Source organism: Castellaniella sp. (genome assembly GCF_034674885.1).
Classification (GTDB): Bacteria; Pseudomonadota; Gammaproteobacteria; order Burkholderiales; family Burkholderiaceae_B; genus Castellaniella.
Window position 1 is genome coordinate 1 of record NZ_JAUCDS010000044.1, and the last position, 12,916, is coordinate 12,916.

Consider the following 12,916-nt stretch of genomic DNA (forward strand, 5'->3'; position numbering starts at 1 on the left):
ACCGGGTGGTCTTCCAGGAAGGCGCCGTCAAGAAAGGCTACGACGCCGATCTGGCTGCCCATCTGTTCGATTTGATGGAGAAATTCGCCGGCTATGGTTTCAACAAGAGTCACTCGGCCGCCTACGCCCTGATTTCCTACCAGACAGCCTGGCTGAAACGCTACCATCCGGCGGAATTCCTGGCGGCCACCATGCTGTCGGACATGGACGACACCGACAAGATCCAGGTGTTCTGGCGCGATGCCGTTGCCAATGACGTAACGGTCCTGCCGCCTGACGTCAATGCTTCGGGCTACCGCTTCGCACCCGTGGCCGACGATCATATGGCCCAGGGCAAGCCGCCGCGCACCATCCGCTATGGCCTGGGCGGTGTCAAGGGCACCGGGCAGTCGGCGGTCGAGGCGATCCTGGCCGCGCGCGATGCCGGCGGCCCGTTTGCCAGCCTGTTCGACTTCTGCGCCCGAGTCGACCGCCATGCGGTGAACCGCCGCACCATCGAGGCCCTGATCCGTGCCGGGGCCTTCGACACCCTGGAAGACAATCGGGCCGCATTGCTGGAAACCCTGGGCAGCGCCATCGAGGCCGCCGAGCAGGCCGAGCGCAATGCCAACCAGTGTTCGCTCTTCGCCGACGAATCCGACCAGCTGGTCGCGGGCGAGCTGGCACGGGTCACCCCCTGGGACCTGCAGACCTACCTGACCGAAGAAAAGACCGCCCTGGGATTCTATTTCAGCGGCCATCTGTTCGATGCCTGGCGCGATGAGATCCGCCGGGTGGCACCCACGCCGCTGGCCCGCCTGGCGCCGTCGCGCAACCCTCAGTGGCTGGCGGGGGTGCTGGCCGCCGTGCGCCCGCGCATGACGCGGCGCGGCAAGATGCTGTACGCCCTGCTGGACGACGGCACTGCCCAGATCGAGATCGCCATCTTCAACGAGATGTACGAGCAATACCGCAACAGCCTGAAGGAAGACCGCCCCCTGGTCATCCAGGGCCGGGTCAGCCACGATGATTACTCCGGCGGCCTGCGCGTCTCAGCCGACGACCTGTACGATCTGCAGCGCATCCGCGAAACCCGCGCCCGCAGTCTGCGCCTGTCGGTGCCCGACGCGCTGGAACCGGCGCAACTGCAGGAATTGCTGGGGCCGTGGCGTTCCCAGGAATCCGGCGTGCCGGTCGAACTGCGCCTGCGCAGGCAGGATTTCTCCTGCCTGCTGCGCCTGGGCGACGACTGGCGCGTGCGCATGGACGATGCCCTGATCGCCGGCGCGCGGCAGTGGCTGTCCTATGATCAGGTCGAGGTTTTCTACGGATGAAACCGCTACGTATTCTGCATTCCGAAGCCGCGACGGGTTTTGGGGGCCAGGAGAACCGGATCTTCAAGGAAATGGTCGCGATGCGGGCGGCAGGGCACCATATGGAAGCCCTGTGCCAACCGCATGCCCGCTTGACGCAGCGTCTGCGCGACGACGGCTTTGAGGTTCATACCCTGTTGATGGATGGTCCACGAAACTATCTGCGCGGGGTCGTCCGGGTGCGCCGACTTCTGAAGGACGGTCATTTCGACGTACTGAACACGCACAGTCGCCGTGACACGATGCTGGCCGGAGTGGCAGGGCGCCTGGCTGGCACGCCCTTGATTGTGCGCACGCGTCATCTGGCAGTGAAGCCGGGTTCCCTGCTGTCGTATACCCGGGTGCCACATTGCGTCACGACAGTCAGCGAGCACGTGCGGCATCTGCTGCTGGACTGCGGAGCTGCACCGGACCGGGTCGCCACCGTCTACTCGCCCATCCCGCTGCCACCGCTCGTGGAACACTCCAGCCTGAGGGCGGAATTCGGCATCCCGGACACCGCTGTTGTGGTCGGTTGCGTGGCGGTGATGCGAGCGAAGAAAGGCCACCGGGCACTGATCGACGCAATGACGGATTTGCTGCAGCGGCCGGACGTCTACCTGGTCCTGGTGGGAGATGGGTCGCCCACTCTGGAAGAGCTGCAGGCCCTGGTGCAGGCGCGCGGGTTGCAGGATAAAGTGCTCTTTACCGGACGTCGGACAGATATTCCGAACGTGCTGGCGGGCTTCGACCTGTTCGCCCTGGCGACAGAACAAGAAGCTTCCGGCACGGTCTTCGTCGAGGCCGCAGCAGCCGGTCTGCCGGTGGTCGGCACGGATGTCGGAGGGGTGTCCGAGATGTTGCAGGACGGGGTGACCGGCCTTCTGGTGCCGTTGCACGACCATGTGGCCCTGGCGGATGCGTTGCGGATGCTGGTCGACAGCCCCGAGCGGCGCCGCGCCATGGGGCAGGCCGGTCTGCAGGCCGTGCGCGGTTCGGACCGTTTTACCCTGGAAGGCTTGGTCCGGCGCACTGAGCAGTGCTACCGGGGCTGGCTTGAGAATCGAATCGGATGAAACCCATGCGCTCAGTTCCTGTTCTGATGTATCACCACGTAACCCCGGCCGGCGGCGATATCAACGTCACGCCCGAGCATTTCCGTGATCAACTGGCGTGGCTCAAGCGTCATGGCTACCAGACGCTGACGTGCGAGGCATTCGCCGCACATCTGGCCGGGGCCCCGGCCCCGGAGCGGTCCGTCCTGATCACCTTCGATGATGGTTACTTGGACAATTACGTTCACGCCTGGCCTGTGTTGCGGGAATTCGGCTTCCATGCCGTTGTCTTCCTGGTCACAGGCTGGATAGGGCAGGGGCCGGCCCGGCCGCATGCTGGGCAGGCTGCGCTCGCCTTGCCGCCCACCCCCGATCACGCGGGTTGCATGCAGTTGGCAGCAGCAGGGCAAGCCCATGAAGTCGCCTTGCGCTGGTCGGAAATTGAGTGCATGCAGGCCGATGGCGTCTTCGAATTTCATAGTCACACCCATACCCATACTCGATGGGACAAACAGGACGTTGCATCCAAGAACGACCGGATGCGGGACGAATTGCAGCAGTCCCGCGCCTGCTTGACCGAGCATCTTGGGGCCGTGTCCGATCACTTGTGCTGGCCTCAAGGCTACTTCGATGCCGACTACGTCGCGATCGCCCAGGTGGCCGGGTTTCGCCATCTGTATACGACGAGGGCCTTCGGCCGTAATCTGCCGGGCTCGGATCCGGCATCGATCTTCCGGTTTGCCGTCCGCAACACGTCGGGCGAGTCCGTAGGCCGCAGGATTCGCGTGGCGGCAAGCCCCTGGATCGGGCCGGCGTTCAATGCCTGGAAGCGTTGGAAGCGGGGGCAGCATTATGCGGGTTGACCCTGAACCGCAAGGCGCGCGACATGTGGGTGCGCCCTTGAAGCTATCCGTCATCATCATTACCAAGAACGAGGCGGCGCACGTCGGCGCTTGCCTGGACTCGGTCGCCTTCGCGGACGAGATCATCGTCCTGGATTCCGGCAGCACCGACGCGACCTGCGATATCGCTCGGCAGCGTGGCGCGCGAGTGGCGTCGAGCGCAGACTGGCCTGGCTTCGGCCCACAGAAGAACCGCGCGCTGGATCTGGCGACCGGAGACTGGATCCTGTCCATCGATGCTGACGAACGCGTTACGCCTGAATTGGCCCAGTCGATTGCTCGGACCCTGGCTGCGCCCGACGCCCAGGCGTACCGCGTGGCCCGCCTGTCCAATTTTTGCGGCCGCTGGATCCGCCATAGCGGTTGGTGGCCGGATTACGTCGTGCGCCTGTTCCGCCAGGATGCGGGGCGTTTTTCCGATGCGCCCGTCCACGAACATGTCGTGGTGTCGGGACGGACGGCAACATTGTCTGGCCATTTCGTCCACTATCCCTACGCCAGCCTGGAAATCTTCATCGACAAGATCAACCGCTATTCCACCGAAGCAGCGCGCGCGGCCTATGCGAAGGGCCGCAGGACCAGCGTGCTGGGGCCCTTTGGTCATGCTGCCTGGACGTTCATCCGACATTACATTCTGCGGCGCGGCATGCTGGATGGCTGGCAGGGTCTGGTGCTGGCGGGGATGGCGGCGACAGGCAGCTTCTATCGCTACGTCAAACTGTATTGGCTTGGAAAACGCTCCACAGCAGAAAGCGCGGATGAATCATGAAGATTCTCTATACCAATTTTCACCCCAACAACGGGGGCGGTCATGCGACCTATATCGCCAACCTGGCACGCTCCTTCCAGGGCGAACACCAGATCACGGTGGCGACGCCCGCGACCAGCCGCTTGTATGCCCAGGCCCGGCAGATTCCCGGCGTGCGGGTCTGGAACACGTCCTTCAGTACACGTTTGCAGCCCATGCTGATCGAGGTCATGGCGCTGCATGCCCTGTTGCGTGAGGAACGCTTCGATCTCGTTCACGTGAACGGATCGGCCGATCACCGGCAGGTGATGCTGGCCCGGCTGGGGCTGCGTCAACGACCGTGCATCGTCTGGACCAAGCACAACACCATGCCAGTCAACAGCCTGGGCAATCGGTTGCGGGCCTGGGCCGGCACGGATGGCGCCATCGGCGTCTGTGATTTCGTCAGCCGGCAGTTGATGGATTCTGCATATGGCAGCCGTTTCGTCCAGACAATCCGCCTGGGCCTCGACACAGATCGGTTTCGTCCCTCGTCCGCTGCGGTCTGCGCCCAGGCGCGTCGCGACTTGCTGGGCGAGTTGCCCGGTGATGTGTGTGTCCTGGGCAGCGTAGGCGGGACAGACCGCGCCAAAGGCTGGCTGACCCTGCTCCAGGCCCTGGCGCGTGTGCCCGTCTCGCAGCGCCGGCGCTTCCGGGTCCTGCTGGCGGGAGATCCGCCGCGCGGGACATTGAGGCAGGAAGTGGAAGCCTTGGGCATGAGCCCTTATGTGGTGTTTCCGGGCCTGGTGGACGACCCGCGCCGCATCCTGGCCGCCAGCGATGTCGGTTTCGTGCTGTCCTTTCAGGAAGCGGGGTCTTACGCTGCCTGTGAGTCGCTGTCCATGGGATTGCCCACTCTGGTGTCCAATGCGGGTGGCCTGCCCGAACTGGTGCGCGATGGCGTGGATGGCTGGGTCGTTCCGGCGGGCGACGTCGAGGCTCAGTATCGCTGGCTGCTGGCGCGCCTGGCGGCGCCGGTTGACGCGGCGATGGCCGTCGCGGCCCGGGAACGCGCCTTGGCGCTGTTTTCCCTGCCGCTGCTGTTCGGGCAGACGATGGCCTTCTACCAGCGCGTCTGCGCGCGAGCCTGACCGCGCCGATATAATCCGCCCATGATCCCCATCCTCATGTACCACCAGATCGGCGAGCCCAACGCCCGGGGCACTCCCTACCGGGGGCTCACTGTGCATCCCCGGGATTTCCGGCGTCAGATGGTCTGGTTGCGCCGACTGGGCTATCGGGGCTTGTCCATGGCGCAGCTGATGCCCTATCTGCGTGGCGAGAAACACGGCAAGGTCTTTGGCCTGACATTCGACGACGGTTATCGGAACGTGCTGGATCACGCCGTGCCTATCCTGGAGGACTGCGGGTTTCACGCTACCAACTATTTCGTCGCGCGGCAGCTGGGAGGCTCCAACATCTGGGACCGGGACGAGGGCGTTCCCGCATCCGCGCTGATGGATGCCCAGGGGCTGCGGAACTGGGTAGGGGCAGGACACGAGGCCGGCTCCCATACCCTGAACCATCCCGTGTTGCCGCGATTGTCTCCCGAGCTGGCCTCGAACGAAATCCGTGATTCGCGCGATGCGCTCGAACAGATGACGGGTACGCCGGTAACGGCGTTCTGTTACCCCTATGGGAAATTCACCCCCGAACTGGCCGATTGCGTGCGTGAAGCAGGCTACGACAGCGCCACCACGACGGCGGGCGGCTTGGCGCGTCCGACCGATGATCTTTTCGCTTTGCCTCGGGTGGCGGTCATGCGCTCTACCTTGTTGCTCCGGTTTTTGCAGAAATGCCTGACGCCGCTGGAAGATCGCAAGCGGCTGCGGCGGGAACAGGAGGCGGCATGACTGCGCCGAACCCCTTGGCTGACGGGCGGGTACGGCCCGCAGCGGGGCTGTCCATCGCTTTTGTCGTGGACCGTTTTGGCAGCCGATTCGGTGGCGCGGAAGCCTATGGCGTGGCGCTGATGCGGGAACTGGCTGCTGCCGGGCACCGTATCACTGTGTTCGCGCGCGAATATGACTCCGCCTGCGATCTGCGGTTGCCGTTCCGGCCGATCCGGTCCGGCCGCCGCTGGCCCAGCTGGATTCGCGTCTGGCTGTTCGCGCGACGGGCAGCGCGCCAGACTCGACAGGGATTCGATATCGTTCATTCCCACATGAACGGCTGGTGCGGAGACGTGGAAGTCATCCACGTCACGCCGGTCCGCTATCGCTGGCGGGTCCAGGCGATGTCCCCTGTCCGCCGCTGGCTGTCTTGCGTCAGCCCGCGGGTACGGACGTATCTGGGGCTTGAGGCTCGCCGCGTGGCGCCACAACCTGCCCATCGAGTGGTGGCCGTGTCGCAGTTGATCGCCCATCAGCTGGAGCAGGCCTACGGATTTTCCGAAACGCAGATCCCGGTGATCCCTCCCGGGGTCGCGGCGGAGCCGCCCGTCACGGCCGCACAAAAGCATCAGAGCCGTGAGGCCTTGAGCTTGCCGGCACAGGGCACCCTGTGCTTGTTGGTGGCCCGTAATCCCTTGCGCAAGGGGCTGCCCACGGTGCTGCGGGCGTTGCAGCAGTTGCCCGACGATGTCCTGTTGCTGGTGGTGGGTGCCAATGCGGCGTCCCGGGATTGCGTGGCGCAGGCCCCCGAATCCGTGCGGGCACGGGTGCATCTGGTACCCGAAACCTCACAGGTGGCGCCGTACTACCGGGCCGCCGATCTCTACGTGCACCCTACCTTGAACGACAGTTTCGGCATGGCGCCTCTGGAAGCCATGTCCTTCGGTTTGCCGGTGATTCTCAGTCCCGCTCCTTGGTGCGGCTTTGCACAGTATGTGAAGGCCGGCGAGGAAGCCCTGGTGCTCAGCCACCCCGAACGGGCGGACGAACTGGCACAGGCGATCGAACGGCTGATGTCCGACTCGGCATTGCGCGATCGGCTGCGGGTTGGGATGCAAGGTGTCCTGGCGCGCCACGCCTGGCCGGAGGTCGCTCGGCAATATCTGGCGTTGTACGCAGATATCCAGCGGGAACGCCAAGCCTAGCACCCGGCGCAAGGCTGCTACGGTTGGGGAGGCCTACACCCAGCCGCGCACCCAGTACACCAGCAGACCCAGGTATTCCTTGACGATCGAACGGCTGGCGTTCAGGGTACGCAGATTCGGCAGCCAGAATGAAAAGTCGGGTGCCTCCGGCACCACGATCTGCGCGGGCGACGGCGCGGCAATGGGGCTCAGGCCCTGTTTCTGGAAGCTGGCCATGGCGCGGGGCATGTGCAGGGCCGAGGTCACCAGCAGAAATCGCTGGATGCCGTGCTGGCGCAGCATCTTGGCTGTGTAGACCGCATTCTGGTGGGTCGTCAGGCTATGGTCTTCCTGGATGATGGCGGCCGTAGGCACCCCGTCGCGTTCCAGCGCCGAGGCCATCATGCGTGCCTCGCTGACGCCGCCATCCAGGGCGGCACCCGAGACAATGATCAGCGGCGCCCTGTCGGCGGCGTACAGGCGGGCCGCCGTGTCGGTGCGCAGCACGGTCGTCTTGGGGTCGTAGGGCTCGAACCAGTTGGGTCGGCCATTGGCTGTGTTGCCGCCCAGCACTACGATGGCCTGAGCAGCCGGCAGGGCGGTGGCTGGTTCGTGTGGGTAGCGCTGCTCCAGCAGGCCGCCGGCCCATAGCGATGTCGTCGGCAGGGCCCAGAACATCGCCCAGGCCAGCGCGCCCACCGCGATTGCGGCAGCGGTCTTGCGCCAGCGCACGATGAACAGGATCGCGGCCAGGACCAGCAGAGTGACGGATAGATTCAGGGGAATGACCAGATTGGCCAGGAATTCGGATACGCTCATGCGGCAGGGGGGATGTCCAGGTGTTCCAACGCCAGAGCCAGCACCTCGGGGGCGCTGGGCCAGGCGTTCATGCGCCCCAGGCGCAGGGCCTGGTTGGACCAGGGGCCGGTGCGGCTTGGGTCGGTGACGCCGAACAGCGTGATCTGGCGGGCGCGGGCGGCGGCAGCCAGATGCGAAACGCCGGAGTCATTGCAGATGACCAGGCGGGCCTGTCGGGTCAGGGCGGCGAAGGCGCCCAGGCCCAGAGGCGGCAGGCATTGCGCAGTTGGGGCGGCCGCCTGGGCCGCCTGCTGTTCTGCCGCCGGGGGCGCCATGGCGACGGCGACGCCGCGCGCCTGCAGTGACTGCGTCAGGCTGTCGAAGCCCGTCCAGGCCTTTACCCGGCCCTTGTGCAGGCCGATGGCGGTCGGGGCGATCAGCACGAAGCCCCCGGGTTTCAGCCCTGCCTGCGCCAGAATCTGCGCGGCCTGCGATTCGTGTGCGGCAGTTGCCTGCCAGCGCAGTTCCTCGGCGGGTTCGGGGTCCGTAATCGGCAACTGCCAGCGGGTCAGGGCATGGCGAGTCAGATAGTGCCAGGATTGCACCGCGTGCAGTGGCCCGGCGGGTTTGCGACAGGGCCAGCGCAGGATCAGGCTGCGGCCGTCGTCGCGGTAGCCGGCGCATGGGATCCCGGCGAACCGGAATGCCAGCGCGCTGGACAGGGAGTCGGGCAGCAGCAGGCCCAGGGCCCGGCCCTGGGTGGATTGCTTCAGATGCTGGCGTACTGCGGTCCGGTCTGCTCGCCAGGACCCGCGCATCGGCACGAAGCCGGCCAGGGGATATGCAGCCAGCAGGTCCTGGGCCCAGGGACGGGCGCAGGCGACGACGGGCAGGCCCGTGCCCAGCAGAGTGTCCAGGCTGGGAAGGCTCATGCAGACGTCGCCCACCCAATTGGGCAGGCGCACATAGAGGGTAGGGCGGGTGGCGGGTGTCAACGCGAGGGCTCCAGCGGCCCGCTGCGGAAACTGATGGCTGGCGGGCTAAAATGCGTGATTCACGACAGTATATAAGAGAGTGTGCCGGTTGAAACCCGATCCGAAACAGCTTGTCGACAGCCGCCCCGTGCAGCGGGAATTGTGGCGCCAGATCTATCTTCGTCTGGGCAAGGACTGGAAGGTCGGCGTGCTGGCGCTGCTGCTGCTCAGCGTGGCCTCGGCCACGCAGCCCCTGTTGGCCGTCATCATGAAGCCCTTGCTGGACGAAGGTTTCACCGGTTCCGAGCCTTCCTACATATGGTCGATTCCGCTGGCGGTAGTGGGCATCATGCTGGTGCGCGGCGTGGCTACCTTCCTGGGCACCTACCTGATGTCCTGGGTGGCCAACAACATGCTGCTGGGCCTGCGTCGCGATATGTTCGAGCGCCTGCTGGGCATGTCCGACGAAACCTTCCGCTCAGGTGACCGTGGACGCCTGCTGAACCGCTTCACCATCGACGCGGGCAATGTCAGCGGCTTGTCCACAGAGGTCATTCGCGTCATTGTGCGCGAATCCCTGACGGTGGTCGCCTTGCTGGCCGTCCTGCTGTACATGTCCTGGCAACTGACCTTGATCGTGCTGGTGATGCTGCCGCTGTCCGTGCTGACGGGACGCTACTTTGTGCGCCGGCTGCGCCGCATCAACCGCGACACGATCAACATGAACGCGGAACTCACCCGGGTCGTGTCCGAAGGCATCGCTGGCCAGCGCGTCATCAAACTGTTCGATGGCTACGCCCGTGAACGCGATCGTTTCGGCTATGTCAACGCGCGGTTGCGGCGCTTTGCGATGCGGGCGGCCAGCGCCGATTCAGCCATGTCGCCGATTTCGCAGTTTTTCGTGGCGCTGTCGGTCGCCATCGTGGTGGCAGTCGCGCTGTACCAGGCCAACCATCAAGGGCTGACGGTCGGCAGCTTCGCGGCCTTCATGGCGGCCTTGGGCCAGATCTTCGATCCCCTGAAGCGCCTGACCAACATCGCCGGCGCCGCCCAGCGCATGCTGGTCTCCGCCGAATCCGTCTTTGCCCTGATCGACGAGCCCGTCGAATCCGACGAGGGCAGGCGCGACATCGCCCAGCGCCTGTCCGGGCAGGTGACGTTCCGGTCCGTCACTCATCGTTTCCCGGACGTCTCTCGCAATACCCTGGACGCGGTGTCCTTTGATGTGCAGGTGGGCCAGACCGTCGCCCTGGTGGGGCGGTCGGGCAGCGGCAAGACCACGCTGGTCAGCATGCTGCCCCGCTTCATCGAACCCAGCAGCGGTCAGATCCTGATCGATGGCGTGGACGTGCGGGAATTCCGTCTGCGTGCCTTGCGCTCTCAGCTATCCCTGGTCAGCCAGGATGTGGTGATGTTCGAAGGCACCATCGCCGAGAACGTGGCCTACGGAGTGCTGGGTGACGTCCCTGAGTCGCGCGTGCGCGCGGCGCTGGAAGCCGCCAGCCTGTGGGATTTCGTGGCCAGCCTGCCCGAAGGCATGCATACGCAGGTGGGCAGCAACGCCAGCGCCCTGTCGGGCGGGCAGCGCCAGCGCCTGGCCATCGCCCGAGCCCTGATCAAGGACGCGCCGATCCTGATCCTGGACGAAGCCACTTCGGCGCTGGACAACGAGGCCGAGCGCCAGGTCCAGGCATCGCTGGAACGCCTGATGGACGGGCGCACCACTCTGGTCATCGCCCACCGGCTCAGTACGGTACAGAAGGCCGACCGCATCATCGTGCTGGACCAGGGCCGTATCGCCGAATCCGGCACTCATGCAGACCTGCTGGCCCAGGAAGGCCTGTATGCATCTTTATATAAACTGCAGTTTCAGGATAGTGTCCCCAGTGCGGATGGTGCCGTGTCACAGGACGGATCTGAGGCGGAAGCGCCATGACGTTCGCGCGGCGCATTGGATTACCATTCTGGGTTCGTTTGTTGGAGCACACGATGAAGACGATTTACGTTCTAAGCTCTCTGGCCCTGCTGTCCGCGTGCGCCAGTCAGCCGACCGGCCTGACCCTGAACGAGCTGGAAACTGCTCGCTACCAGGTGACGGAACGCCGCCGCCTGCCCATCGATTTTCCCGGCGTGCAGCAGAACCTGTTCCGTCATGCGGCAGCCTGCGGGCAGACCTACACCTTCGAGATGGTGCCCAACGAATCCGCTTTCGGCCGCGTGGTCTACCGGCCTGCGCCCGATGCCGGTTGGGACCGCAGCGTCGTGCTCGGCCTGACGCTGCTGCATAACCGCACCATCAACGTCAAGGCCTACAGTTATTATTCTGGTCAGATGGACCGTGTACATGAGATGCTCACGGCCATGATGAAGCCCGAGCTCTGTCATGCCGACAGCAGCTGGGAAAACAAACTGGACGTGAGCGACTGATCGTCGCTACAGCAGCACCAGATCGTATTGCTCCTGCCCATAGCCGGCCTCCACCGCCAGTGAAATGGGCTTGCCAACGAAGTCGCCCAGCATCGCCAGATGCTGGCTTTCTTCTTCCAGGAACAGGTCGATGACTGCCTGGGATGCCACGATGCGAAATTCTTTGGGGTCGAACTGGCGCGCTTCGCGCAGGATCTCCCGCAGGATCTCGTAGCACAGCGTGCGAGGGGTGCGCACCGATCCCCGCGACTGGCAGGTGGGGCAGGGTTCGCATAACTGGTGCGCCAGGGAATCCCGTGTGCGCTTGCGCGTCATTTCCACCAGGCCAAGCTGGCTGAAGCCACTGACAGTGACGCGCGTCCGGTCGGGCGACAGGGCCTTGTGCAGTTCCGCCAGCACCGAGGCCTGGTGTTCCACGTCGTCCATATCGATGAAATCCAGCACGATGATGCCGCCCAGATTGCGCAGGCGCAGTTGCCGGGCGATGGCCACGGCCGCTTCCAGGTTGGTGCGGAAGATCGTGTCATCGAAATTGCGCCCGCCCACGTAGCCGCCGGTATTCACGTCCACCGTGGTCAGGGCTTCGGTCTGGTCGATGATCAGGTATCCACCGGATTTCAGATCCACGCGACGCGACAGGGCCCGGGCGATTTCCTCGTCCACATTGGCAGTGTCGAACAGCGGCCGGTTGCCGCTGTAGTGTTGGATCCGTTCGACGACCGACGGGGTGTAGCGCTGCGCCCAGGCGATCAGGTCCTGGGTGACGGTGCGGGAATCCACGATGATGTTGCCTGTCTCGGGGGTTGCCATGTCGCGCAGCACGCGCTGGGCCAGAGTCAGCTCTACGTAGACGGGGGAGGGGGCGGGCATCTGGCGGATCCGTTCCTGGATGCTTGCCCACAGCATGCGCAGATAGCTGATGTCGTCCGCCAGTTCTGCATCGCTGGCCCCTTCGGCCTGGGTGCGCACGATGAAGCCGCCCGGCTCGCCTTCGGGCCGCAAGGCCGCGATCCGTTGGCGCAGGGCTTCGCGCTCGGCCTCGCCGTCGATGCGTTGCGAGACGCCGATGTGCGGCTCGTGCGGCAGATAGACCAACATGCGTCCCGCGATGCTGATGTGTGTGGACAGGCGCGCGCCCTTGGTGCCCATCGGGTCCTTGATGACTTGCACCAGCAGCGGCTGGCCTTCAAACAGCAATTTTTCAATGGGTGTCTGGGGGGCGTGGTCGCCTGCGCTGCGGGCGTGGCGGTTCTGCCGCAGGTCGGCCACGTGGATGAAGGCGGCGCGTTCCTGGCCGATGTCCACGAAGGCGCTTTGCATGCCGGGAAGCACCCGCGCGACGCGCCCCAGGTAGAGATTGCCTACATGTCCACGCTGTATGGCGCGCTCCATGTGGAGCTCTTGTACGACTCCTTGGGCGGTCAGGGCGACGCGGGTTTCAAAGGGGGTGACGTTGATCAGTATGTCTTCGCTGGCAGGCATGGTCGAGTGGTGTATTTGTTCTTGTAGAGAGAGTGTCCTGCCTGGGACTGTATCACCATCGCCCTGTTTTCGTCGCCGACTTGCGCGGTGCAAAAAAGCTGTGCTATAGTTCGGTCTCTTCGCCGCAGGGCACTTAGGGTTAAC

12 protein-coding genes are annotated in these 12,916 nt (G+C 64.8%); 9 read left to right on the forward strand and 3 right to left on the reverse strand.

What is annotated here, in order from left to right:
- The 7 genes from VDP74_RS14910 to VDP74_RS14940 form a co-directional block, all read left to right on the forward strand.
- On the forward strand, positions 1-1,313 hold a 1,313-nt coding region (locus tag VDP74_RS14910; protein ID WP_323000435.1), incomplete at its 5' end, for an OB-fold nucleic acid binding domain-containing protein.
- Positions 1,310-2,407, forward strand: coding sequence for a glycosyltransferase family 4 protein (locus tag VDP74_RS14915; RefSeq protein WP_323000436.1), 1,098 nt, complete (start codon positions 1,310-1,312; stop codon positions 2,405-2,407). The genes VDP74_RS14910 and VDP74_RS14915, both read left to right, overlap by 4 nt.
- Entirely contained in the window at positions 2,404-3,249 is an 846-nt protein-coding gene (locus VDP74_RS14920; protein ID WP_323000437.1) for a polysaccharide deacetylase family protein, read from the forward strand. Before VDP74_RS14915 ends, VDP74_RS14920 begins: the two co-directional genes overlap by 4 nt.
- A gap of 37 nt (positions 3,250-3,286) precedes the next feature.
- Positions 3,287-4,057 carry a glycosyltransferase family 2 protein gene (locus tag VDP74_RS14925; protein WP_323000438.1) on the forward strand — a complete coding sequence of 257 codons (771 nt, stop codon included), beginning with the start codon at positions 3,287-3,289 and terminating at the stop codon, positions 4,055-4,057.
- Entirely contained in the window at positions 4,054-5,166 is a 1,113-nt protein-coding gene (locus VDP74_RS14930; RefSeq protein ID WP_323000439.1) for a glycosyltransferase, read from the forward strand. Before VDP74_RS14925 ends, VDP74_RS14930 begins: the two co-directional genes overlap by 4 nt.
- A 21-nt stretch (positions 5,167-5,187) precedes the next feature.
- A complete protein-coding gene (locus tag VDP74_RS14935) occupies positions 5,188-5,928 on the forward strand; it encodes a polysaccharide deacetylase family protein (RefSeq protein ID WP_323000440.1) in 741 nt (246 codons plus the stop codon).
- A complete protein-coding gene (locus tag VDP74_RS14940; RefSeq protein WP_323000441.1) occupies positions 5,925-7,112 on the forward strand; it encodes a glycosyltransferase family 4 protein in 1,188 nt (395 codons plus the stop codon). Before VDP74_RS14935 ends, VDP74_RS14940 begins: the two co-directional genes overlap by 4 nt.
- A 33-nt stretch (positions 7,113-7,145) precedes the next feature.
- Here the strand turns inward: VDP74_RS14940 and VDP74_RS14945 are convergent, their stop codons facing one another.
- A complete protein-coding gene (locus tag VDP74_RS14945) occupies positions 7,146-7,910 on the reverse strand; it encodes a YdcF family protein (RefSeq protein WP_323000442.1) in 765 nt (254 codons plus the stop codon).
- Positions 7,907-8,821 carry a glycosyltransferase family 9 protein gene (locus tag VDP74_RS14950; RefSeq protein WP_323000446.1) on the reverse strand — a complete coding sequence of 305 codons (915 nt, stop codon included), beginning with the start codon at positions 8,819-8,821 and terminating at the stop codon, positions 7,907-7,909. The genes VDP74_RS14945 and VDP74_RS14950 overlap by 4 nt, the downstream gene beginning before the upstream one ends.
- A gap of 151 nt (positions 8,822-8,972) precedes the next feature.
- Between VDP74_RS14950 and msbA the strand changes: the two genes are divergently transcribed.
- On the forward strand, positions 8,973-10,799 hold the full coding sequence (gene msbA / locus VDP74_RS14955) for a lipid A export permease/ATP-binding protein MsbA (protein WP_323000443.1): 1,827 nt from the start codon (positions 8,973-8,975) through the stop codon (positions 10,797-10,799).
- Positions 10,800-10,852: 53 nt separating this feature from the next.
- On the forward strand, positions 10,853-11,290 hold the full coding sequence (locus VDP74_RS14960; protein WP_323000444.1) for a hypothetical protein: 438 nt from the start codon (positions 10,853-10,855) through the stop codon (positions 11,288-11,290).
- A gap of 6 nt (positions 11,291-11,296) precedes the next feature.
- Here VDP74_RS14960 and rng read toward each other — a convergent pair whose 3' ends face one another.
- A complete protein-coding gene (rng, locus tag VDP74_RS14965; protein WP_323000445.1) occupies positions 11,297-12,772 on the reverse strand; it encodes a ribonuclease G in 1,476 nt (491 codons plus the stop codon).
- Positions 12,773-12,916: the final 144 nt, after the last annotated feature.

Bases quoted from the DNA above. Each gene is read 5' to 3' on its own strand.
- VDP74_RS14945 (WP_323000442.1), bottom strand. From the start codon at position 7,910: ATGAGCGTATCCGAATTCCTGGCCAATCTGGTCATTCCCCTGAATCTA.
- VDP74_RS14930 (WP_323000439.1), top strand. From the start codon at position 4,054: ATGAAGATTCTCTATACCAATTTTCACCCCAACAACGGGGGCGGTCAT.
- VDP74_RS14920 (WP_323000437.1), top strand. From the start codon at position 2,404: ATGAAACCCATGCGCTCAGTTCCTGTTCTGATGTATCACCACGTAACC.
- VDP74_RS14935 (WP_323000440.1), top strand. From the start codon at position 5,188: ATGATCCCCATCCTCATGTACCACCAGATCGGCGAGCCCAACGCCCGG.
- VDP74_RS14915 (WP_323000436.1), top strand. From the start codon at position 1,310: ATGAAACCGCTACGTATTCTGCATTCCGAAGCCGCGACGGGTTTTGGG.
- VDP74_RS14960 (WP_323000444.1), top strand. From the start codon at position 10,853: ATGAAGACGATTTACGTTCTAAGCTCTCTGGCCCTGCTGTCCGCGTGC.
- VDP74_RS14940 (WP_323000441.1), top strand. From the start codon at position 5,925: ATGACTGCGCCGAACCCCTTGGCTGACGGGCGGGTACGGCCCGCAGCG.
- rng (WP_323000445.1), bottom strand. From the start codon at position 12,772: ATGCCTGCCAGCGAAGACATACTGATCAACGTCACCCCCTTTGAAACC.
- VDP74_RS14950 (WP_323000446.1), bottom strand. From the start codon at position 8,821: ATGAGCCTTCCCAGCCTGGACACTCTGCTGGGCACGGGCCTGCCCGTC.